At 71.8% G+C, this 21,761-nt stretch carries 16 protein-coding genes; 5 read left to right on the top strand and 11 right to left on the bottom strand.

The window, feature by feature from the left end; translation table 11 throughout:
• Nucleotides 1-61: 61 nt before the first annotated feature.
• From pssA to ACFV3E_RS15035, 8 genes are all read right to left on the bottom strand, one after another.
• Nucleotides 62-913, bottom strand: coding sequence for a CDP-alcohol phosphatidyltransferase family protein (pssA, locus tag ACFV3E_RS15070; protein ID WP_499601402.1), 852 nt, complete (start codon nucleotides 911-913; stop codon nucleotides 62-64).
• Nucleotides 900-1,556: a phosphatidylserine decarboxylase gene (locus tag ACFV3E_RS15065; protein WP_500535089.1), complete on the bottom strand. Its 657-nt coding sequence runs from the start codon at nucleotides 1,554-1,556 to the stop codon at nucleotides 900-902. Before ACFV3E_RS15065 ends, pssA begins: the two co-directional genes overlap by 14 nt.
• Nucleotides 1,557-1,727: 171 nt before the next feature.
• Nucleotides 1,728-2,939 (bottom strand): acyl-CoA dehydrogenase family protein, encoded by a 1,212-nt coding sequence (locus ACFV3E_RS15060; RefSeq protein ID WP_500535088.1) that lies wholly within the window; start codon nucleotides 2,937-2,939, stop codon nucleotides 1,728-1,730.
• A gap of 12 nt (nucleotides 2,940-2,951) precedes the next feature.
• Nucleotides 2,952-3,455, bottom strand: a complete 504-nt coding sequence (locus ACFV3E_RS15055) for a MaoC family dehydratase (protein WP_396569326.1) — start codon at nucleotides 3,453-3,455, stop codon at nucleotides 2,952-2,954.
• 55 nt (nucleotides 3,456-3,510) lie between these two features.
• On the bottom strand, nucleotides 3,511-5,523 hold the full coding sequence (locus ACFV3E_RS15050) for a protein meaA (protein WP_500535087.1): 2,013 nt from the start codon (nucleotides 5,521-5,523) through the stop codon (nucleotides 3,511-3,513).
• Nucleotides 5,524-5,537: 14 nt separating this feature from the next.
• Nucleotides 5,538-6,875 carry a crotonyl-CoA carboxylase/reductase gene (gene ccrA, locus ACFV3E_RS15045; RefSeq protein WP_499514816.1) on the bottom strand — a complete coding sequence of 446 codons (1,338 nt, stop codon included), beginning with the start codon at nucleotides 6,873-6,875 and terminating at the stop codon, nucleotides 5,538-5,540.
• A gap of 398 nt (nucleotides 6,876-7,273) precedes the next feature.
• Complete coding sequence (locus tag ACFV3E_RS15040) at nucleotides 7,274-8,056, bottom strand: TetR/AcrR family transcriptional regulator (RefSeq protein ID WP_500365093.1); 783 nt, start codon at nucleotides 8,054-8,056, stop codon at nucleotides 7,274-7,276.
• A gap of 109 nt (nucleotides 8,057-8,165) precedes the next feature.
• Nucleotides 8,166-9,953 carry a 3-hydroxyacyl-CoA dehydrogenase family protein gene (locus tag ACFV3E_RS15035; protein ID WP_500535086.1) on the bottom strand — a complete coding sequence of 596 codons (1,788 nt, stop codon included), beginning with the start codon at nucleotides 9,951-9,953 and terminating at the stop codon, nucleotides 8,166-8,168.
• A 322-nt stretch (nucleotides 9,954-10,275) separates the two neighbouring features.
• Here ACFV3E_RS15035 and ACFV3E_RS15030 point away from each other — a divergent pair, with 322 nt between their 5' ends.
• Nucleotides 10,276-11,763 (top strand): HEAT repeat domain-containing protein, encoded by a 1,488-nt coding sequence (locus tag ACFV3E_RS15030; RefSeq protein WP_500535085.1) that lies wholly within the window; start codon nucleotides 10,276-10,278, stop codon nucleotides 11,761-11,763.
• Here the strand turns inward: ACFV3E_RS15030 and ACFV3E_RS15025 are convergent.
• From ACFV3E_RS15025 to ACFV3E_RS15015, 3 genes are all read right to left on the bottom strand, one after another.
• Entirely contained in the window at nucleotides 11,729-12,244 is a 516-nt protein-coding gene (locus ACFV3E_RS15025) for a GNAT family N-acetyltransferase (RefSeq protein ID WP_500535084.1), read from the bottom strand. The two genes, ACFV3E_RS15030 and ACFV3E_RS15025, sit on opposite strands and share 35 nt — an antisense overlap.
• 51 nt (nucleotides 12,245-12,295) lie before the next feature.
• Nucleotides 12,296-13,360, bottom strand: coding sequence for an Rv2578c family radical SAM protein (locus ACFV3E_RS15020; protein ID WP_500535083.1), 1,065 nt, complete (start codon nucleotides 13,358-13,360; stop codon nucleotides 12,296-12,298).
• Nucleotides 13,361-13,522: 162 nt separating this feature from the next.
• Nucleotides 13,523-14,689, bottom strand: a complete 1,167-nt coding sequence (locus tag ACFV3E_RS15015) for an alanine--tRNA ligase-related protein (RefSeq protein WP_500535082.1) — start codon at nucleotides 14,687-14,689, stop codon at nucleotides 13,523-13,525.
• 380 nt (nucleotides 14,690-15,069) lie between these two features.
• On the opposite strand from ACFV3E_RS15015, the gene ACFV3E_RS15010 reads away from it, so the two are divergent.
• The 4 genes from ACFV3E_RS15010 to ACFV3E_RS14995 all read left to right on the top strand — a co-directional run bounded on the left by ACFV3E_RS15010 (nucleotide 15,070) and on the right by ACFV3E_RS14995 (nucleotide 21,695).
• A complete protein-coding gene (locus ACFV3E_RS15010; RefSeq protein ID WP_499514823.1) occupies nucleotides 15,070-15,513 on the top strand; it encodes an SRPBCC family protein in 444 nt (147 codons plus the stop codon).
• 215 nt (nucleotides 15,514-15,728) lie between these two features.
• The gene (locus ACFV3E_RS15005) at nucleotides 15,729-18,122 is read left to right on the top strand and encodes an MFS transporter (RefSeq protein WP_500535081.1); all 2,394 of its coding nucleotides are present in this window, start codon (nucleotides 15,729-15,731) and stop codon (nucleotides 18,120-18,122) included.
• Between the two features lie 220 nt (nucleotides 18,123-18,342).
• Complete coding sequence (locus ACFV3E_RS15000; protein WP_500535080.1) at nucleotides 18,343-20,838, top strand: SpoIIE family protein phosphatase; 2,496 nt, start codon at nucleotides 18,343-18,345, stop codon at nucleotides 20,836-20,838.
• A 134-nt stretch (nucleotides 20,839-20,972) separates the two neighbouring features.
• Entirely contained in the window at nucleotides 20,973-21,695 is a 723-nt protein-coding gene (locus ACFV3E_RS14995; protein WP_500365075.1) for a class I SAM-dependent methyltransferase, read from the top strand.
• Nucleotides 21,696-21,761: the final 66 nt, after the last annotated feature.

The raw sequence follows: 21,761 nt of genomic DNA, 5'->3' as shown, positions 1-21,761 counted from the left end.
GCCAGGGACCCCGAGCCTTCCCGGCTCGGGGCCCCTGGCACGTACGTCGTACGCCGTACGGCTACGGAAGCTGTGCCGTACGCGCCTCGCGGCGGTTGTTGCGGATCGTGTTGACCCGGCGGGTCGTCGCGAAGAGCGGGATCACCGCCGCGGCGCAGATCTGCAGGGCCGCGCCCGTCTGCAGGAGCACGTCGCCGCCGGGGACGGCGAACGCCCAGCAGACCAGGCAGCCCATGCTCAGCACGATCCAGGCCAGCGTGATCGTGGCGAGCCGGCCGCGGGGCTTGGGGTACTCGACCCGGCTGACCATCAGCCACGCCACACCGACGATGGCCAGCACCGTCGGGATGAAGGGCAGCTCCAGCAGCACGACCGAGATGACCGTCATCGCCCCGAAGGGGCTCGGCATGCCCTGGAAGATCCCCTCCCGCACCGTCGTGCAGGAGAAGCGGGCCAGGCGCAGGACGACCGCGAGCAGCACCACGACCGCCGCCACCGCCGACAGCTTGCCGTAGGCGTCGTCCGAGATCAGACCCCAGACGACCACGAAGTAGGCGGGGGCCAGGCCGAAGCTGATCAGGTCGGACAGGTTGTCCAGCTCCGCGCCCATCGCCGAGCTGCGCAGCTTGCGTGCCACGAGGCCGTCGAAGAGGTCGAAGACCGAGGCCATGAGCATCAGCAGCACGGCGGTGGCGGCGCTGTGCCGCGTCATGCCGCCGTCGGTGTTGCCCATCAGGTGCGGGACGAGCACCCCGGTGGTGGTGAAGTACACCGCCATGAATCCGCAGATCGCGTTGCCGAGGGTGAGGCCGTCCGCTATCGACAGCCGCGTAGACAGCGGCATGTCATCGTCGTCGTCCTCGTCCACCGAGGCGACCCACGGTGCCTGGGTGTCGGGATCAATCACGGTCAAGGCGCGTCACCCCAGCCACGGTGGTCTGGCCGACCTCGACGGCGGGCTCGACGCCCTCCGGCAGGTAGATGTCCACACGGGAGCCGAAGCGGATCAGGCCGATGCGCTCGCCCTGCTCCACCTTGGTGCCCTGCGGCACGTAAGGGACGATGCGGCGCGCCACGGCTCCGGCGATCTGCACCATCTCGATGTCGCCGAGCTCGGTGTCGAAGTGCCAGACGACGCGCTCGTTGTTCTCGCTCTCCTTGTTGAACGCCGGAACGAAACCGCCGGGGATGTGCTCGACGGACGTGACGGTGCCGGCGAGCGGCGCGCGGTTCACGTGGACGTTCAGCGGGCTCATGAAGATCGCGACGCGGGTGCGCCCGTCCTTCCACGGCATGATGCTCTGCACCACACCGTCGGCCGGCGAGATGACGCGGCCCTGGGTGATCTCACGCTCGGGGTCGCGGAAGAACCACAGCATGCCCGCCGCGAGGGCGGTGGTGGGGACGGCCACGGCCGCCCAGCGCCCGGAGCGGCGGGCGCGGACGAGGCTGATCGCGGCGGTGGCCACGGTCGGGAGGAGCCACGGCGACGCTCCGCGCGCGAGGCGTACGCCGGCCCGGCTGTCGCGTTGTGCAGAGGAATGGCTGTGGGGCATGGAAGACCTTCGTAGCGGAGGGTGCCGCAATGATGGTGCAGGGGACGGCGGCTTTCCGTGAATGGTATCGGGAGTGACCGGCAACTGGGCAAGCCAGCAGTCGAGTCAGTGGCCGGTATTTGATGACTGGGTGTGACCTTTGGCTCGCACAAAGTGCCACAACCTGGACATTCACCCCTGGATTCGGTACTCCTCGAGCAGTCGGCGCCCGATGATCATTTTCTGGATCTCGGCGGTGCCCTCACCGATGAGCAGCATCGGGGCCTCGCGGTAGAGGCGCTCGATCTCGTACTCCTTGGAGAAGCCGTAGCCGCCGTGGATGCGGAAGGCGTCCTCCACGACCTCCTTGCAGTACTCCGCGGCCAGGTACTTCGCCATGCCGGCCTCGAGGTCGTTGCGCTGGCCGGAGTCCTTCTTGCGGGCCGCGTTCACCATCAGCGCGTGGGCCGCCTCGACCTTGGTGGCCATCTCGGAGAGCTTGAACTGGATCGCCTGGTGCTGCGCGATCGGCTTGCCGAAGGTCTGCCGCTGCTGGGCGTACGCGATCCCCAGTTCGAAGGCGCGCTGTGCGACACCGCAGCCGCGGGCGGCCACGTTGACCCGGCCGACCTCGACCCCGTCCATCATTTGGTAAAAACCGCGGCCGCTCTGACCGCCCAGGACGCGATTTGACGGAATCTTCACATCCTCGAGGATGAGTTCGGTCGTGTCGACGCCCTTGTACCCCATCTTCTCGATCTTGCCGGGCACGGTGAGACCCTTCACCGTCGGGTTCGGCCCGAAGCCCGGCTCCTTCTCGATGAGGAAGGTCGTCATCGACTTGTGCGGGGCCGCGCCCTCCGGCTGGCCCTCGTCGGTCCGGCACAGCACCGCGACGAGGTTGGAGGTGCCGCCGTTGGTCAGCCACATCTTCTGGCCGTTGATGACGTAGTCGTCACCGTCCCGGACCGCCTTGGTGCGGATCGCCGAGACGTCGGAGCCGAGGCCCGGCTCGGACATCGAGAAGGCGCCGCGCACGTCGCCGGCGGCCATGCGGGGCAGGAAGTGGTCCTTCTGCTCCTGGGTGCCGTGCTGCTTGAGCATGTAGGCGACGATGAAGTGCGTGTTGATGATGCCCGACACGCTCATCCAGCCGCGGGCGATCTCCTCGACCGTCAGGGCGTAGGTGAGCAGGGACTCGCCCAGGCCGCCGTACTCCTCGGGGATCATCAGACCGAAGATGCCGAGTTCCTTGAGACCCTCAACGATGTCGGTGGGGTACTCGTCCTTGTGCTCCAGCTCGTTGGCGACCGGGATGATCTCCTTGTCGACGAAGCTGCGGACGGTGGAGAGGATCTCCTGCTGGACGTCGGTCAGCCCGTCGGTCTGCGCGAGGCGGCTCATGTCTGCTGTCTCCTAGGCGTTCAGCTCGGGGCGGCCGGGCTGCTCGCCGCCGCGCTCCTTGATGTACGTGGCGGTGGGGACCATCACCTTGCGGCGGAAGACGCACACCAGGGTGCCGTCCTGCTTGTAGCCCTTGGTCTCCACGTGGACGATCCCGCGGTCGTCCTTCGACTTCGACGGCCACTTGTCCAGCACGGTCGTCTCGCCGTAGATGGTGTCGCCGTGGAAGGTCGGCGCCACGTGCTTGAGCGACTCGACCTCCAGGTTCGCGATCGCCTTGCCGGAGACGTCCGGCACCGACATGCCGAGCAGCAGGGAGTAGACGTAGTTCCCCACGACCACGTTCTTCCCGAAGTCGGTGGTCCTCTCGGCGTAGTTCGCGTCCATGTGGAGCGGGTGGTGGTTCATGGTCAGGAGGCAGAAGAGGTGGTCGTCGTACTCGGTGACCGTCTTCCCGGGCCAGTGCTTGTAGACGGCACCGACCTCGAACTCTTCATACGTACGGCCGAACTGCATCTCTCCTACGCCTCCGGGGTGTCGAACGTGTTCGTACGGGTGTTCGCTGCGGGGGTCACGCGGCGACCTCCAGCGGCTCCAGCTTGTTGGCCCTGCGGATCTCGTCCACGATCCTGCCGATGATCTCGGTGATCCCGAAGTCCTTCGGCGTGAACACGGCCGCGACGCCGGACTCGACCAGCTTGGCAGCGTCCGCCGGCGGGATGATGCCGCCGGCGATGACCGGCACGTCGTCCACCCCGGCCCTGCGGAGCCGGTCCAGCACGTCCGGGACCAGTTCGGCGTGCGAGCCGGAGAGGATCGACAGGCCCACGCAGTGGACGTCCTCGGCGACCGCCGCCGACACGATCTGCTCGGGCGTCAGCCGGATGCCCTGGTAGACCACCTCGAAGCCGGCGTCGCGCGCCCGTACGGCTATCTGCTCGGCGCCGTTGGAGTGACCGTCCAGGCCCGGCTTGCCCACCAGCAGCCGCAGCTTGCCGGTGCCCAGCTCCTCGGCGGTCAGCGCCACCTTGCGGCGCACCGCGGCCAGCGGCGTGCCCGGCTCGGCGGTGACCGCGACGGGGGCGCTGCTCACGCCCGTCGGCGCGCGGAACTCGCCGAAGACGTCGCGCAGCGCCCAGGACCACTCGCCGGTGGTGACACCCGCCCGGGCGCACTCCAGGGTGGCCTCCATCAGGTTGCCGGTCCCGGCGGCCGCGGCCTTGAGGGCCTCCAGCGACCGCTGCGCCCGTACTTCGTCCCGGTTGTCGCGCCAGTCGTGGAGGGCGGCGACGACCCGTGCCTCGTTCTCCGGGTCGACGGTCATGATGGCGCCGTCCAGGTCGGAGGTGAGGGGGCTGGGCTCGGTGCCCTCGTAGCAGTTGACACCGATGATCTTCTCCTGGCCGGACTCGATCCGCGCCCGGCGCTCGGCGTGCGAGGAGACCAGCTGAGACTTCAGGTAGCCGGACTCCACGGCGGCCATGGCGCCGCCCATCTCCTGGATGTGCTCGATCTCGGCCAGGGACTGCCCGACGAGCTCGGTGACCTTCGCCTCCACGACGTGGCTGCCCTCGAAGATGTCGCCGTACTCCAGCAGGTCGCTCTCGTGGGCCAGCACCTGCTGGATGCGCAGGGACCACTGCTGGTCCCAGGGGCGCGGCAGGCCGAGCGCCTCGTTCCAGGCCGGCAGCTGCACGGCGCGGGCCCGGGCGTCCTTGGAGAGCGTCACCGCCAGCATCTCCAGCACGATGCGCTGGACGTTGTTCTCCGGCTGGGCCTCCGTCAGGCCGAGCGAGTTGACCTGGACCCCGTACCGGAAGCGGCGCTGCTTGGGGTCCTCGATGCCGTAGCGCTCGCGGGTGATCCTGTCCCAGATGCGGGTGAAGGCCCGCATCTTGCACATCTCCTCGACGAAGCGCACGCCCGCGTTCACGAAGAAGGAGATGCGCGCGACGACGTCGCCCATCCGCTCCTGCGGCACCTGGCCGGAGTCGCGGACCGCGTCGAGGACGGCGATCGCGGTGGACATGGAGTACGCGATCTCCTGCACCGGCGTGGCCCCGGCCTCCTGCAGGTGGTAACTGCAGATGTTGATGGGGTTCCACTTGGGGATGTGGTTGACCGTGTACGCGATCATGTCCGTCGTCAGCCGGAGCGACGGGCCGGGCGGGAAGACGTACGTCCCGCGCGACAGGTACTCCTTGACGATGTCGTTCTGCGTCGTCCCCTGGAGCCTGGTGACGTCGGCGCCCTGCTCCTCGGCGACCACCTGGTAGAGCGCGAGCAGCCACATGGCGCTGGCGTTGATGGTCATCGAGGTGTTCATCTCCTCCAGGGGGATGTCCTGGAAGAGCCGGCGCATGTCGCCGAGGTGGGCGACCGGGACCCCGACCCGGCCCACCTCGCCGCGGGCCAGGATGTGGTCGGGGTCGTACCCGGTCTGCGTCGGGAGGTCGAACGCGACCGACAGCCCGGTCTGGCCCTTGGCGAGGTTGCGCCGGTACAGGGCGTTGGACGCCTCGGCGGTGGAGTGCCCCGCGTACGTCCGCATCAGCCACGGACGATCCTTCTGACGCTCGCTCATGCTCGTTCCCGTTCTCAGACGTTCCGGAAGCGGTTGATGGCGTCGAGGTGCTCGGCGCGCAGCTCCGCGTCGCGGACGCCGAGGCCCTCCTCGGGGGCGAGCGCGAGCACGCCGACCTTGCCCTGGTGCACGTTGCGGTGCACGTCGTGCGCTGCCTGGCCGGTCTCCTCCAGGCGGTACGTCTTCGACAGCGTGGGGTGGATCTTGCCCTTGGCGATGAGGCGGTTGGCCTCCCACGCCTCGCGGTAGTTCGCGAAGTGGGAGCCGACGATGCGCTTGAGCGACATCCACAGGTAGCGGTTGTCGTACTCGTGGTTGTAGCCCGAGGTCGACGCGCAGGTGACGATCGTGCCGCCCTTGCGGGTGACGTAGACCGAGGCGCCGAAGGTCTCGCGGCCCGGGTGCTCGAAGACGATGTCGACGTCCTCGCCGTCGGTCAGCTCGCGGATGCGCTTGCCGAGGCGCTTCCACTCCTTCGGGTCCTGGGTGTGCTCGTCCTTCCAGAACCGGTAGTCCTCGGCGGTGCGGTCGATGATGGCCTCGGCGCCCATGCGGCGGCAGATCTCCGCCTTCTGCGGCGAGGAGACCACGCAGATCGGGTTGGCGCCGCCGGCCAGCGCGAACTGGGTGGCGTAGCTGCCCAGGCCGCCGCTGGCGCCCCAGATCAGGACGTTGTCGCCCTGCTTCATGCCGGCGCCGTTGCGGGAGACCAGCTGGCGGTAGGCGGTGGAGTTCACCAGGCCCGGGGCCGCGGCCTCCTCCCAGCTGAGGTGCCTGGGCTTGGGCATCAGCTGGTTGGACTTGACCAGCGCGATCTCGGCGAGGCCGCCGAAGTTGGTCTCGAAGCCCCAGATGCGCTGCTCGGGGTCGAGCATCGTGTCGTTGTGGCCGTCCGCGGACTCCAGTTCGACGGACAGGCAGTGCGCGACGACCTCGTCGCCCGGCTTCCAGAGGTTCACGCCGGGGCCGGTGCGCAGCACGACGCCCGCCAGGTCGGAGCCGATGACGTGGTAGGGCAGGTCGTGGCGCTTGGTGAGCGGGGAGAGCCTGCCGTACCGCTCGAGGAAACCGAACGTCGACACCGGCTCGAAGATCGACGTCCACACCGAGTTGTAGTTGACCGAGCTGGCCATGACGGCCACCAGGGCCTCGCCCGGGCCGAGCTCGGGCACGGGCACCTCGTCCAGGTGCAGCGACTTGCGCGGGTCCTTCGCGCGGCTGTCCACGCCCTCGAACATGCCGGCCTCGTCCTTGTGGACGGTGATGGCGCGGTACGACTCGGGCAGCGGCAGCGCGGCGAAGTCCGCGGCCGTGCTTTCGGACGCCATGATTGCGTCGAGGATGTCCTTCACGGTGATGCCTCCGGCGAAGCGCGACGTAGGGACGCTTGAGGGAACGTCGGGGGTTGCTGTGGGGTGGTGCCGTCGGTTCGGCGGTGGTGCTGCTGTCCGTGGCGGTCGCACGGATGGAGCGGGGGCGCTTGGTGGCGCGGTGAATGCCTGTGACGCAGGCGTCCGGGCCTTTGGGGACAGACGGCGTTCGACGGATCCCAGCACGCCGCCCGCCCGGACACTTCTCACGTTATGGCACCGCGTGCCACCCTGCAAGACACTGCGTGCCAACAATTTTTCTCAGATGGCACCACGGCTTCACGTTTGAGCAACACGCGAAGGCGCCCCCGGCACGAGGGCCTGGGGGCGCTGGTGGGATGCCGGGGGCGCCGGAGGACGCCGGGGGCGCGAACGGGCGGCTACGCGCCCTTCAGGGCTTTTTCGATCGTCCGCATGACCTCGGCGGGCGAGGCGTCCGTACGGGCCACCGCAACGATGACCTCGCCCTGCTCGGAGGTGAGGACCGGGGCGGGGGCGGGGCTGGGACGCCGGCCGATGCCAGTGCCGAAGGTCTGCTTGATCACCTCGAAGGCGTGGTCGAGCTGGGCCTCGACGTCGCCCTTGCCGCCGGCGCGCAGCCAGCGCCGCAGCACGTGGTTGTGGGCGGCGACGACGGCGGACGCGGCGACCTCCGCCAGCAGCGGGTCGTCGTCCCCGTCGTGGTGGGCGCCCTCGTCGAAGTGGCCCAGCAGGTAGCGGGTGAACAGCCGCTCGTAGCGGGCCACCGAGGCGATCTCGCGCTCCCGCAGGATCGGGATCTCACGGGTCAGGCGGTAGCGCTCCACCGAGACCTCGGGAGCCTCGGCGTACATGCGCAGCACCTCGGTGATGCCACGGCACACCGTGTCGAGCGGGTGCTCGTGCGGTTCGGCGGAGTCCAGCACCTGCCCCACGCGCACGAGGGTGTCGTCGTGGTCGGGGAAGATCGCCTCTTCCTTGGAGCGGAAGTGCCGGAAGAACGTCCTGCGCGCGACCCCCGCGGCCGCGGCGATCTCGTCGACCGTCGTCGCCTCGTAGCCCTGGCTCGCGAACAGGTGCATCGCCGCGGCGGCCAGTTCCTGGCGGACACGATGGCGCTGGGCGGTGGTGGAGGACGCACGGGCGGGCTTCACGGGCTGGGGCATACCGCGAACGTACTGCATTCCCGCTGCACCGTGGGCCGGGCCCGGTTTCCGGAGGCGGTGGGGCGGTCCCAGGAGACCGCCCCAGCCACCGGGATCGTCCCGGCCGTCCCAGCCGCTGCCCGCGTAATCAGCGGCGGGCATACTCGCGGAAGCCGCGGCCGGTCTTGCGGCCGAGGCAGCCCGCGGACACCAGGTGCTCGAGCAGCGGCGCCGGCGCCAGGCCCGGGTCGCGGAACTCCTTGTGCAGCACCTGCTCGATCGCGAGCGAGACGTCCAGCCCGACGACGTCGAGCAGTTCGAAGGGCCCCATCGGGTAGCCCCCGCCGAGCTTCATCGCCGAGTCGATGTCCTCGACCGTCGCGTAGTGCTCCTGGACCATCTTCACGGCGTTGTTGAGGTACGGGAACAGCAGCGCGTTGACGATGAAGCCGGCCCGGTCGCCGCAGTCCACGGCGTGCTTCCTGATCTTGCCGCAGACCTCGTGGACGGTGGCGTGCACGTCCTCGGCGGTCAGCACGGTGCGGACCACCTCGACCAGCTTCATGGCGGGGGCCGGGTTGAAGAAGTGCATGCCGATCACGTCCCGCGGACGGGACGTGGCGGTGGCGACGGCCACCACGGGCAGCGAGGACGTCGTCGTGGCCAGCACCGCGCCCGGCTTGCAGACCTTGTCCAGGGTCGCGAAGAGCTGCTGCTTGACCGGCAGGTCCTCGGCGACCGCCTCGACGGCCAGGTCCACGTCCGCGAAGGCGTCCAGCGATCCGGCCGCGGTCACCCGCGCCACGGCGGCGTCGCGCTGCTCCTGGCTGAGCCGGCCCTTGGCCACCGACCGGTCCAGGGACTTGGCCAGCGCCGCGACCGCCCTGTCGGCCTTCTCCTGGCCGCGGGCGGCCAGCACGACCTCGTACCCGGCCTTGGCGAAGACCTCCGCGATGCCGACGGCCATGGTGCCCGAGCCCGCGACGCCCACGCTGCGCACGGGGCGCCCGCCGGTGGCACCGGCGGCCTCGGCCGGCGTCTCGGCGTCCGGGACGACGCTCGCGCTGCCGGGCGCCTCGTAGGTGTAGAAGCCGCGTCCCGCCTTGCGGCCCTTGAGGCCGGCGGCGGAGAGCTGCTTCAGGATGGGCGCGGGGGCGTGCAGCCGGTCGCGCGAGGCCTCGTACATCGCCTCCAGGACGGTCTGCGCGGTGTCGATGCCGATCAGGTCCAGCAGGGCGAGCGGGCCCATGGGCAGGCCGCAGCCGAGCCGCATGGCGGCGTCGATGTCCTCGCGGGTGGCGTACCGCGCCTCGTACATGGCCGCGGCCTGGTTGAGGTAGCCGAAGAGCAGGCCGTCGGCGATGAAGCCCGGACGGTCGCCGACCGCCACCGGCTCCTTGCCGAGCGAGCGGACCAGCTCGGTCACGGAGTCCGTGGTCTCGGGGGAGGTGAGCACGGTGGAGACCACCTCGACCAGCTTCATGGCCGGTGCGGGGGCGAAGAAGTGCAGGCCGAGGACGCGGTCGGGGCGCGAGGTGTGCGAGGCCAGCTGGGTCACCGACAGCGCGTTGGTGCCGGTCGCCAGGACGGCGCCCGGCTTCAGGAGGGCGTCCAGGGCCGTGAGGACCTCGCGCTTGATCTCGAAGTGCTCGGTGACGACCTCGATCACCAGGTCGGCGTCGGCCGCCGCCTGGAGGTCGGAGAAGGTGCGGAAACGGGCCAGGACGTCGCCGCGCTCGGCCTCCGTGATCCGCTCGCGCTGCACGGCGCGGGCGGTGGAGGCCTCCAGGGCGGCGACGGCACGGTGGGCGGCCGCGTCGTCGATCTCGATGCCGATCACTTCGTGGCCGGCGCGGGCGACGACCTCGGCGATGCCGGTGCCCATGGTGCCGAGACCGATGACGGCGACGGTGGGGAAGGGTCGTGGACGGTCCATCGCGGAACTCCGAATGCTGAGGGTCCGCGCCGTGCGTCTCTGCTGCGCAGGCGCGGGGGCGGGAGAGTCGAGGAGCCGCGGGGTGCGTACGCGTGTGTGGGCGTACCCGCGTGAGAACCGGCGAGCCCTGTCCCGGGGCTGCGCCGCGATGGTGCCGAACCGACAACGGCTGCACGCGGCGGCTGCGTCACCAGGCCTATGCGTGCGTTGGTTAGAGGGTAACCGGTGAGTAACCTCGGCGCCAGCCCACCCGCCCATGTGATTTACACCTCCTACAGATGAGCGCGCCATTAGGGTGAGCGCACGGGGGAGAGGGGGGACCGTGGAACGGGAGCACGGGGGCGCCGGTCACTCGGCGCGGCGCGCGGCCGAACTGTACGGGGCCGTGCGGGCGGGGGAGACGGACATCGCGCGGCTGCGCGGGCGCGGGGAACCACGCCGCGTCCTGGGGCTGCTGGAGTTCGCCGGCCAGGGGCGGTGCGAGGAACGCGGTGCCTATTTGCGGCGGCTTGCCACCTCACCGGACGCCGCCGCCATGGTGCGGCCCTGGCTCGGTCCTGCCGAACGCGCGCGCCTCGACGTGGCGGGCGGGCGGGCCCCCGCCGTCCCGCCGTTGCTGGCCATGCTTCCCCGTGGCACGGAGGAGGAGCGCCGCTACGCCTTGGAGGCGCTGGCGGTGAAGCGCCCCATGGAGGCGACGGGACCCCTCTTCGGCCTGCTCGGCGCACTCGGGCCGGACGAGCACTCCTGGTACCCCGGGTTGATCGAGGACACCGTCAGCCGCATCGTCATCGGTCGTCACCTGCCCTTCTGGCGCTGGGCAGCCAGGAACGGCCCCGTTCCGCCCGCCACCTGCGTGCCGCTGCTGCTGAGCCAGGCCCGCCAGTTGGCACCCCGGGCCCGGCGGCTGGCCCTGGTCCTGCTCGGCTACGACCGCGACCCGGCGCATCTCGACCTGTTCCTCGCGGCCGCGGGCGACCCGGACGAGTTGGTGGCCGAGGCGGCGCTCGTCGCTCTGTGGCGGCTGGACGCCCCCGAGGCCCGGGACCGCCTCGCCGCCGTGCTGACCGAGCCGTCGCGCTCCCCGCAGGAGCGTCTCGCCGCCTCCGTCCTGCTGGGGCGGGCCGGTGACAGGCGGGCCTTCGAGACCCTCGTGCTGTTCCTCAACCACCGCGACGCCTGGAACACCCTTGCCGCGGCCGAGGCCCTGACCCGGCTCGGCGACCCGCGGACCGCCCGTGCCGCCGCCGCGCTCGCCACCAACCGGCTGCGGATCGGCTACGCGCTGGCCGCCGTGCGCCTGCTGGGGCGGTTGCGGGCGCCCGAGTCGCTGCCCGCGCTGACCTCCACCCTCACGTGGCTCCTGGACGAGGACCGCACGGGTTACCAGGCCGCCGCCGGCTGCGTCGAGGAACTGGGCCGGCTCGGCGACGCGCGGGCGGTGCCCGTCCTGACCCGGGCGGTCGGTGATCCCCGCCTGCGTGTCGCGGCCGTGGACTCCCTCGGGCGGATCGGGGGCCCCGAGGTGCTCGGGACACTGCTCGGGGCCGCCTCGGACGAGGACGGGGAGGTACGCGCCGCCGCGGCGCGCGGACTGGCCCGCTACTCGGAGGAGCCCCGCGCGACCGCCGCCCTCGTGGGGCTGTGCGCGCCGCCGTACCCCAGGCGGATCGTGCGCGCCCTGGTGCGGTCGGGCGACCCGGTTGCCGCGGCGGTGCTGGCCGCGGCGCGGGAGAAGGCACCGAGTGCCACGACGCGCCGTCTCGCCTGGCGCTTCAGGCCAGATCCGTCGCGTACCGCAACTCCTTGAGCGGGACGCCGTCGTACATCTCGATCTGGTCGGTGCCGTCCGGCGCGAGACCGGACCGTTCGTAGAAGCGCAGCGCCCGCGGGTTGTCCGCGAGCACCCACAGGCGCAGGCTCCGGAAGCCGCGTTCGCCGGCGCGCGCCCGTACGGCGTCCATGAGCGCGCGGCCGGTGCCGCGGCCTATCCGGTCGGGGTGTACGTAGATCGCGTACAGCTCGCCGACCTCGGCGTCGTCGGGCTCGCCCCGGTAGGGGCCGAGCGCGGCCCAGCCCGTCACCTCGCCGCCGTCCGCGGCGACCAGGTTGTCCACCCGGCTGCCGCCCGCGTCGAACCACTCCCTGCGACGCTCCGCGTCCGCCCCGACGTCCATCGCTTCGAGGTACGCCTGCGGCACGATCCCCGCGTAGGCCGCCTGCCATCCCCTTACGCGGATCGCCGCCACGGCGTCGATGTCGTCGCGGGTCATCACCCTCACAACCGTCATGCCGCGACGTTAAGGGGGGCGGAGCCGGGCGGGCACCCGCTTTTCGTGAGCTCAGATCAGGGTCAGCTGGGTCGGCGGGGCCGGCTGGGCGGGCTGGGCCGGATCGGGTGCGGCGGGCGGACCGGGGGTCTCCTCCTCGGGTGCGGAAATCCGGCGCGCGGTCCCGGCACGGCTGGGCCCGATCCCGAACTCGGCGGCGAACTCGTGTACTTGGCGGGTGATGCGCCGCTGGTACCAGGTGGGCGCGTAGGCGCCGTCCGCGTAGAGCGCCTTGTAGCGGGAGATCAGCCGCGGGTGGTGAACCGAGAGCCAGGCCATGAACCACTCCCTCGCCCCGGGGCGCAGGTGCAGCACCAGCGGGGTGACGGACGTGGCGCCGGTCCCGGCGATCGCGCGGACCGTCTCGCGCAACTGCTCCGGGGAGTCGCTGAGGTACGGCAGCACCGGCGCCATCAGGACGCCCGAGGGGATGCCGTGCTCATTGAGCGTGCGGCAGACCTCCAGACGCTTCGCCGGCGACGGCGTGCCCGGCTCCACGGTGCGCCACAGGTCCCGGTCGGTGAAGCCGACGGAGACCGCGGTCGAGACGTCGGTGACCTGGGAGGCCTGCACCAGGAGGTCCAGGTCGCGCAGGATCAGCGACCCCTTGGTGAGGATCGAGAAGGGATTGGCGTGGTCGCGCAGCGCGGCCAGGATGCCGGGCATGAGCCGGTAGCGGCCCTCCGCGCGCTGGTAGCAGTCGACGTTGGTGCCCATCGCGATGTGCTCGCCCTGCCAGCGGGGCGAGGCGAGCTCGCGGCGCAGCAGCTCGGGCGCGTTGACCTTCACGACGATCTGGGAGTCGAAGTCCAGGCCGCTGTCGAGGTCCAGGTAGGTGTGCGTCTTGCGTGCGAAGCAGTACACACAGGCGTGACTGCAGCCGCGGTAGGGGTTGATCGTCCACTCGAACGGCATCCGGGACGCGCCGGGCACGCGGTTGACGATCGTGCGGGCGCGCACCTCGTGGAAGGTGATCCCGCGGAACTCGGGGGTGTCGAACGTACGGGTCACGGCGTCCACGCCGAACAGCGCGGCTGTGGTCGCCGCCGTGTCGCGGCTCAGGTTGTCCCACCTCATGCCGCCTCCTTCGTTGCTCTCCTCCCGAGAATAGAACATCTGAGCGAATAGCGTCGAGGGGGATCCGAGGGATTCCCGTGACCACTGTGCGTGACCGCGTGTGACGCAGGGCCCCGGGTGTGCCGTCGGCACCGCCCGAGGCCCTGCCGGGGCTGTCCACCGTCACTGCGGCCGCAGGCTCAGGACGAGGTCGCGCGGCAGGCCGTGGGTGTCGTGGAGGTAGTGGAAGTCCTCTTCGTCCAGCGGCCCCCGGAACCGGGGGCGGGCCAGCACCTGACGGCCGCGCTCCAGGAGCCGCCCGAACCGGCGCTCCTCCTCCAGCAGCACCCGGCGTGGCTCGTCCGGGTCCACGCCCTGGCGAAAGTGGTCCAGGGTGTGCCGGACCAGTTCCTGCGGCAGATCGCCGAGGCCGCGGGACGGGTCGTCCCGCCACAAGGTGGTGAGGACCCGCCGCACCAGCCGGCGCAGCACGTACCCGCGGCCGGTGTTGGACGGGTGCACCCCGTCCCCGATCACCACCACGGCCGAGCGCAGGTGGTCGCAGACCAGGCGCAGCGACGGCTCGTCCAGCGGCCACAGGGACGGTACGAGACGGCGCCAGGGGGTGAAGACGTCGCACTCGAACACCGACGTGCGGCCCTGCAGCAGCCAGGCCAGGCGTTCCAGGCCGAGTCCGGTGTCGACGTTGCGCTGGGGGAGCGGCACGAGCGAGCCGTCCTCGAGCCGCCGGTGGCGCATCATCACGTGGTTCCAGACCTCGACCCAGCGGTCGTCGCGGGTGGGCGTGGACCGCGGCGGGGTGTCGCCGGTCCACAGGAAGATCTCCGAGTCGGGGCCGCACGGGCCGGTCGGCCCGTTGGACCACCAGTTGTCCTCGACCGTCAGTTCCACCGGGACCCCGTGCTTCTCCCACAGCTCCAGGGAGTCGGTGTCCGGACCCGTGCGGTCGTCGCCGCCGAACACCGTGACGTGCAGCCTCCCCGGGTCGACGCCGAAGCCCTCGGTGAGCAGTCCGTAGCCCCAGTCGAGGCTCTGCGGGCCCTCGTAGTCGCCGAGCGACCAGGTGCCGAGCATCTCGAAGACCGTCAGATGGGTGGGATCGCCGACCTCCTCCAGGTCGGTGGTGCGCAGACAGCGCTGCACGTTGACCAGCCGGCTGCCGAGCGGGTGCGGGCGCCCCTCCAGGTACGGGGTGAGCGGATGCATGCCCGAGGTCGTGAACAGCACCGGGTCACCGGGCGGCGGCAGCAGCGTCGATCCGGTGATCCTGCGGTGGCCGCGCTCCTCGTAGTACTCGACGAACGTGCGGACGATCTCTTCGGTGTTCACGGGGGGTGGCTCCTTCGCGTGGAGGGCGGGGAGGCACCGGGCGACGGCCGCGCGATCGCCGGGATCGGGGCGGGAACCACGAAACCACCGGCGGGCCGTTCCCGGTCGCCGGTGGGGAGGAAGGGGGTACGTCAGGCGGCGGCAACCGGCGAGCTGGTCGCTCGCGCGGTCGCGGTGATGCTGTGGCCGGTGACGTTCATGGAGCCGACGATAACGCGCCAGGACCGGCGGGGCACGTGAATTTCGCGCCGGGCGGCGGCAGGGCTCCATGGGGCCGTCGCACGTGGGTGCTCCACCGGGAGGGCGGCCCGATTTCGCGGGCACGCGGCCGTGGTGATTGGCTTGTCGGCGACGGCACACGGATCGACGGAGGACGGCGCATGGCACAGGTCGAGGCCACCACTCAGCGCGAGATCGCGGCGAGCCCGGAGAGCGTCTTCGCGGCGCTCGCCGACTACGCGGGCACCCGGCAGCGACTGCTTCCCGAGCAGTACAGCGAGTACGAGGTGCGCGAGGGCGGCAGCGGCGCGGGCACCCTGGTGCACTGGAAGCTGCAGGCGACCGAGAAGCGCGTGCGGGACTGCCTCCTCGCGGTGACCGAGCCGACCCCGGGGCAGCTGGTCGAGAGCGACCGCAACTCCACCATGGTCACCACCTGGACGGTCACCCCGGCCGGCGAGGGCCGCGCCAAGGCGGTCGTCACCAGCACGTGGACCGGCGCCGGCGGCATCGGCGGCTTCTTCGAGCGCACCTTCGCCCCCAAGGGCCTGAACCGCATCCACGACGCGGTGCTCGCGCGCCTCGCCGCGGAGACCGAGAAGTAACAGGCGGCACAAGGGAGGCGGCCGGGGCCGGGTGACGCCCGGTCACCTCCCTTGACGCGCCGCACGTCTACGCGCCCTACGTGCCGGGCCGGCGCGCGGTGGGCGCACGCCGGTGGGCACGTCACTTGAAAGGGTGGATCTGCCGCGCTCCGGCGCATCCCCGGCGCCCCAGATCGTTGTCGCAGGGCAGGCGCGACGAGGGGAGCGGTACGCAGATGGGCGGCACCACCGGGACGACCCTGTCCGAGGAGACCGGCACCCTCACGGACCTGACCGGCGCCGGCACGGGCCCCGAGGACCGACCCGCAGCCGTGCCGCACGAGCAGGGCGCGCCCGTCGGCGGACTGAGCCCGCGCAGGGTGCGTCTGGTCTTCCTCGGGCTCATGCTGACCCTGCTGCTGGCCGCGCTCGACCAGATGATCGTGGCGACCGCGCTCCCCAAGATCGTCGGCGAGCTGCACGGCCTGGACAAGATGTCCTGGGCGGTCACCGCCTACCTGCTCGCCTCCACCGTCGGGCTGCCGATCTACGGCAAGCTCGGCGACCTCTTCGGGCGCAAGAGCGTCTTCCAGTTCGCCATCGTCGTCTTCGTCATCGGCTCGGCGCTCGCCGGCTGGTCGCGCTCCATGAACGAGCTGATCGCCTTCCGCACCGTCCAGGGTGTCGGCGGCGGCGGGCTGATGATCGGTGTCCAGGCGATCATCGCGGACATCGTCCCGCCCCGGGAACGCGGCCGGTACATGGGCCTGATCGGCGCATCCTTCGGGCTGGCCTCCGTCGCGGGACCGCTGCTCGGCGGCTTCTTCACCGACCACGCCTCATGGCGCTGGTGCTTCTACATCAACGTGCCCTTCGGGCTGCTGACCCTGGCCGTCATCGCCGTCGTCCTGAAACTGCCGCGGCCGGCCGTGCGCCCCCGGCTGGACGTGCTGGGTGCGCTGTTGCTGACAGCCGGCTCCACCTGCCTGGTGCTTTTGACCAGTTGGGGTGGCACGACGTACGCCTGGCGCTCGGACGTGATCATCGGGCTGGGCGCGGCATCGCTCGGCTGCGCCGTGCTGTTCGTCGTGGTGGAACGGTTCGCCGTCGAACCCATCATCCCGCTGCGGCTCTTCCGCGACGGCATCTTCACCGTCTCCGCCCTCATCGGGGCCGTCGTCGGCGTCGGCCTCTTCGGCGCCGCCAGCTACCTGCCCACGTTCCTGCAGATGGTCAACGGCGTCAGCGCGACCGAGTCCGGGCTGCTGATGCTGCCCATGATGCTCGGTGTCGTCCTGGCCTCCGTGGTCTCCGGCCACATGATCAGCCGTACCGGGCGCTACCGGGTGTTCCCGCTGGCCGGCGGGGCGCTCTCGGTGGCCGGCATGTGGCTGCTGTCGCTGCTGGAGACCGACACCCCGCGCGTGGAGTACAGCGTCTACATGGGTGTGCTGGGGCTGGGCATCGGCCTCGTCCTGCCGGTGCTGATCCTCGCCGTGCAGAACTCCGTGCGGCCCGCCGACCTCGGCACCGCCACCAGCGCCAACAACTACTTCCGGCAGATCGGCGGTTCCGTCGGGGCGGCCGTCTTCGGCACCCTGTTCGCCAACCGGCTCGCCGACGGGCTCGCCGACCGGCTGCCGCGGGGCGTCGACCTGCCGGACCCCCAGTCGATCACGCCGCAAATGGTGCACGCGATGCCGGCACCGCTGCGCGAGGCCTATGTGCGGGCGTACGCCGAGGCCATGCCGCGCATCTTCCTCTATTTGGTGCCGGTACTCGCCCTCGGCTTCCTGCTCGCCTTCCTGCTCAAGGAGAAACCCCTGGTGACCCAGCACGTCCCCACCGCCCGCAAGGCCGACACCGTCGGCGTCGGGGTCCCCGTGTGCGGCACCGTCCAGCACGCCGACGGCAGCACCGTAGGCCGGGCGGCCCTCACCCTCATCGATGTGACCGGCCGCCAGATCGGGCGTGGCGCCACAGGTGAGGACGGACGTTACGCGCTGAGCACCCCGGGCAGCGGCAGTTACGTCCTGATCGCCGCCGCCGGAGGGCACCAGCCGCAGGCCGTCAGCGTGACCGTCGGGGAACGCCCGGTCGAGCTCGACGTGGTGCTCGGCGGCGCCGGGCGGCTCGCCGGCACGGTGCGCACCGCCGACGGCACGGCCGTACGGGAGGCCACCGTCACCCTCACCGACTCCCGCGGCGACGTGGTGGCCACCACCCGCACCGGCAGGGAGGGCGACTACGTCCTGAGCGACCTCGTCGCGGGGGAGTACACGCTCGCCGCCAACGCCCCCGCCTACCGGCCCGCGGCGCTCCCCGTGTCGGTGCACGCGGCCCGGGAGACCCGGCAGGACGTCGAACTCGCGGGCGGCGCGATGCTGCGCGGCACCGTGCGCGGCCCGGGCGGCAGCCCCGTCGAGGACGCGCGGGTCACCCTGCTGGACGCGGCGGGCAACGTCCTGGACACCGTGACGACCGGCCCTGACGGCGTCTTCCGCTTCGTCGACCTGGCTGCGGGCGAGTACACCGTCGTGGCCTCGGGGTATCCGCCGGTGGCCACCGTGCTGCGGCTCAGCGGCGGTGAGCGCACCGAGCGCGACGTGCACCTGGGCCACGAGGACTGACCTGCTCCTGACGGCCCTTGACCGCTGGGGCGTGCGCCCGCGCATGCCCCAGCGTGTCCACCGCCCGCCGCGGGCGCACACCGGATTCGGCCAATGCCCGACGCGGCACCCGGTGTCGGTCGTACCGTGGTTGCGGAGCCGCAGATCTTGCGCCGGGGGCCGACCACCTCCGCGCCTCGGTCGGGATCCGGGCGCCGCAGGGGAAGGAGCCGCTCGCGTCATGCAACGTCGCACTCCGCCGGGGGAGGGGAGCCGCGCCGCGCTGCCGGAGCAGCGGACCGGGCTCTCCGGACGCGTCCCGCTCGCCGTGGTCGTGGTCGACGGCGAGGGGCTCGTCTCGCACTGGAGCACGGGCGCCCGCAAGCTCTTCGGGCCCACCCGGGAGGAGGCCGTCGGCCGCCCGGCCGCCGACCTGCTGCCGGTCTCCGGCGCGCTCGGCGAGGAGCCCGGCCCGGACGGACCCGAGGCGCCGGCCGGAGCCGACCTCGACGCCACGCTCAGCGGCGGGACGTCCTACCCGGCCGCCGGCCTCGCCCGGCTCAACCAGGGGCCCGACCCCGACCCCGGCGGCCTCCCGGGCGACGTCCTGTGGTGGGCCTACCCGCTGGTCGGCCCGGGTCCCGAACGCCTGCTCGTGCTGGCCGCCGACACCGCCCTGGTGCACGGCGAGGACGACGCCCCTCCCGGGGAGTCCGAGCGGGTCGCGCCCGGCTTCGCCCTGCACACCGAGTTCCCCGGCGCGGACGGGCTCGCCAAGCGGCTTCCCGAGATCCTGCCCAGCATGAGCGTCGCCGAGAGCGGCCGCATCGTCTCCCAGGTGCTGGAACTCGGCTACCCCGTCCTGGAGATCAGCCGGCACGACCGGGTGCCCGTCACCCCCGACTGGGGCGTGCCCCGACGGGACGAGCGCAGGGCCCGCAGGAGGCGTGCCGTCCGTGAGTCCGCCGTCGACCCGTGCGCCATCGTGCCCGACGAGCTCGAACCCGACCTGGAGTACGCGGCCGTCCGCGAGCGCCTGGAGTTCCTCAACGAGGTCAGCGGGCGCATCGGCAGCTCCCTGGACCTGACCCGCACGATCCGGGAGGTCAGCGCCGCCGTCGTACCGCGCTTCACCGACGTCGCGGGCACCTACCTGCGCGAACAGGTGCCGGCGGGCGAGGACTTCCCCGAAGGCCCGCCCGACGTCACCACCATGTGGTACCGGGTCGCCCTGGAGCACACCGACGAGCCCGGCCGCTGGGACGACGTCGTACCGGTCGGCGAGTCCATGCCGTTCCCCGAGCACACCCCGTTCTTCCGGTGCATGACGAGCGGTCAGCCGGTGCTGGTGCCCAGGATCACCGAACCCATGGGCGAGGCGATCGCCTCGCAGTTCGAGAAGCGCGACATCCGGCCGCTGATCACCGGGCGGTCGATGCTGGTCGTGCCGCTGAAGGCGCGCAACGTCGTCCTCGGCTTCATGATCCTGCTGCGGCACGGCGAGCGTCCGCCGTTCAACGACATGGACCGCGTGACGGGCGCCGAACTGGCCGCCCGCGCCGGGCTCGTCCTGGACAACGCCCGCATGTACACGTACCAGGAGAACGTCGCCGACACGCTGCAGGAGAGCATGCTGCCGCAGATCACCCCGCGCATGCCGGGGTGCGACGTGGCGACCCGCTACCTGCCCGGCACCCGGCTGGGCCGGGTCGGCGGCGACTGGTTCGACACCATCAAGCTGCCCGGTTCCCGGCTCGCCCTCGTCGTGGGCGACGTCATGGGGCACGGGCTCAACGCGGCTGCCATGATGGGCCAGTTACGCACCGCCGTGCAGACCATGGCCGCGCTGGACATGCCGCCGGCGCAACTGCTGCGCAACCTCGACGACCTGGCGCAGCGCCTCGGCGAGCACTACCTCGCGACCTGCCTGTACGCCGTGTACGACCCGATCCGGTCCGAGCTGCTCATCGCCAACGCGGGCCACATCCCGCCCGTGCTGGTGCGCGCCGAGGACGGCCGCAGCGTGCTGCTCGACGTCCCGACGGGTGCCCCGATCGGCATCGGAGGGGTGCCCTTCGAGACGGTCAAGGTCGCCGTCGGTACCGGCGACCGGCTCGTGCTGTGCACGGACGGGCTGGTCGAGGTGCGCGGCCAGGACATCGGGGCCGGTCTCGCCGCGCTGTGCGAGAGCGCCGCGCATCCCGCGGCCTCGATGGACGACGCCTGCGACACGATCATCCGCGCCCTCAACCCGCCGGGCGGCCGCAAGGACGACGTCGCCCTGCTGATGGCACGGCTCAACGGCATCGCCCGTGAGGACGTCGTCTCCTGGCAGCTCGCCCTCGACCCCCGCGAAGTGGGCAGGGCCCGGATCCTGACCCGGGGTGCCCTGGAGGGCTGGGGGCTGGAGGAGGCGGCGGAGGCGGCCGAGCTGATGGTCGGCGAGGTGGTCACCAACGCCGTCCGGCACGCGCACTCCCGGCACGTCGAGCTGCGCCTGGTGCGTACGGACGCGCTGCTGTGCGAGGTCTCGGACGACGACCACGCCGTACCCGTCCTGCTCGGCGCCGGGCCCGAGGACGAGTCGGGGCGGGGACTGCGGATCGTGAGCCGGCTGGCCCGGGAGTGGGGCGCGAGCCGTACGGCGCAGGGCAAGACGGTCTGGTTCGAGCAGGCGCTGCCGTGGCGGCGGACCGGCGGACGCGGCGGCGGGGCCCCGGCCGGGCCTCGAACGTAGCGAACACGAGGTCACGACTTCCCCCGGACGCTTGCCCTCGCCGACGCCCACCGGTAGCACGGACGCTGACGGGGCTCCCGCCGCGCGGCCGGACACGGTCCGCGGCGACGGACACGTGGACCTGGGGAGATCGCATGGACGTCACCGGCACGAACCTGCAGGCGTGGGAGGGCTTCTGGCGCGATGCCCCCGCAGAGCCGGGGGCGGTGTTCTGGGACGCGGAGGCGGAGGTCACCGCGGCGGCCCACCTCCCGTTCTTCGAGGCGCACTTCGACCCGTCGCTGCCGGTCGTCGACCTCGGCTGCGGCAACGGCACCCAGACCCGCTTCCTGGCCAAGCACTACGGCCGGGCCGTCGGGGTGGACCTCGCGGCGGCCGCGATCGGCCACGCGCGGCACCAGGACCCGGGCGGCATCGCCGAGTACCGGCAGCTCAACGCGGCCGACCCCGAGGCGGTCCGGCGGCTGAGCGAGGAGCTGGGCGAGGCGAACGTGTACATGCGCGGAGTGCTCCACCAGTGCCTGCCCGAGGAACGCGCACCGCTGGTCGAGGGCATCGCCGTGCTGACCGGCCGGCGCGGCCGGGCGTTCGCGGACGAACTCGCGGCGTCCGCGCGGGACGTGCTGGCGGGGTTCGCGCAGGGGCCGGGCGGGCCGCCCGCCAAGCTCGCGGCGGTCTTCTCGCACGGCATCGCGCCGGCCGCGATGCCCGACGAGACCGTCCCGGAGCTCTTCCGCGCGGCGGGGATGGAGGTGCTCGCACGCGGTGAGGTCGCGCTCGTGACGACGGAGCGGCGGGCGGACGGCACGCGGCTCGAAGTACCGACGAACTGGCTGGTGGCAGGGGGTGCCGGCTGACCGCCACCGGTCTGGGCCACTGAAGTTTTCCACAGGCGGGGCGGGGGCCTGGTGTGCGGCGGTGAC

Origin of the sequence: Streptomyces sp. NPDC059718 (assembly GCF_042733315.1) — a bacterium.
In the GTDB taxonomy this organism is placed as follows: Bacteria; Actinomycetota; Actinomycetes; order Streptomycetales; family Streptomycetaceae; genus Actinacidiphila.
Note: the sequence above shows the minus strand (reverse complement) of the source record. Positions and strands in the feature narration are given on the sequence as shown.

Bases quoted from the DNA above. Each gene is read 5' to 3' on its own strand.
- ACFV3E_RS15050 (WP_500535087.1), bottom strand. From the start codon at position 5,523: ATGAGCGAGCGTCAGAAGGATCGTCCGTGGCTGATGCGGACGTACGCG.
- ACFV3E_RS15060 (WP_500535088.1), bottom strand. From the start codon at position 2,939: ATGAGCCGCCTCGCGCAGACCGACGGGCTGACCGACGTCCAGCAGGAG.
- ACFV3E_RS15005 (WP_500535081.1), top strand. From the start codon at position 15,729: ATGGGCGGCACCACCGGGACGACCCTGTCCGAGGAGACCGGCACCCTC.
- ACFV3E_RS15000 (WP_500535080.1), top strand. From the start codon at position 18,343: ATGCAACGTCGCACTCCGCCGGGGGAGGGGAGCCGCGCCGCGCTGCCG.
- ACFV3E_RS15065 (WP_500535089.1), bottom strand. From the start codon at position 1,556: ATGCCCCACAGCCATTCCTCTGCACAACGCGACAGCCGGGCCGGCGTA.
- ACFV3E_RS15010 (WP_499514823.1), top strand. From the start codon at position 15,070: ATGGCACAGGTCGAGGCCACCACTCAGCGCGAGATCGCGGCGAGCCCG.
- ACFV3E_RS14995 (WP_500365075.1), top strand. From the start codon at position 20,973: ATGGACGTCACCGGCACGAACCTGCAGGCGTGGGAGGGCTTCTGGCGC.
- ACFV3E_RS15020 (WP_500535083.1), bottom strand. From the start codon at position 13,360: ATGAGGTGGGACAACCTGAGCCGCGACACGGCGGCGACCACAGCCGCG.
- ACFV3E_RS15025 (WP_500535084.1), bottom strand. From the start codon at position 12,244: ATGACGGTTGTGAGGGTGATGACCCGCGACGACATCGACGCCGTGGCG.
- ACFV3E_RS15040 (WP_500365093.1), bottom strand. From the start codon at position 8,056: ATGCAGTACGTTCGCGGTATGCCCCAGCCCGTGAAGCCCGCCCGTGCG.
- ACFV3E_RS15035 (WP_500535086.1), bottom strand. From the start codon at position 9,953: ATGGACCGTCCACGACCCTTCCCCACCGTCGCCGTCATCGGTCTCGGC.
- ACFV3E_RS15055 (WP_396569326.1), bottom strand. From the start codon at position 3,455: ATGCAGTTCGGCCGTACGTATGAAGAGTTCGAGGTCGGTGCCGTCTAC.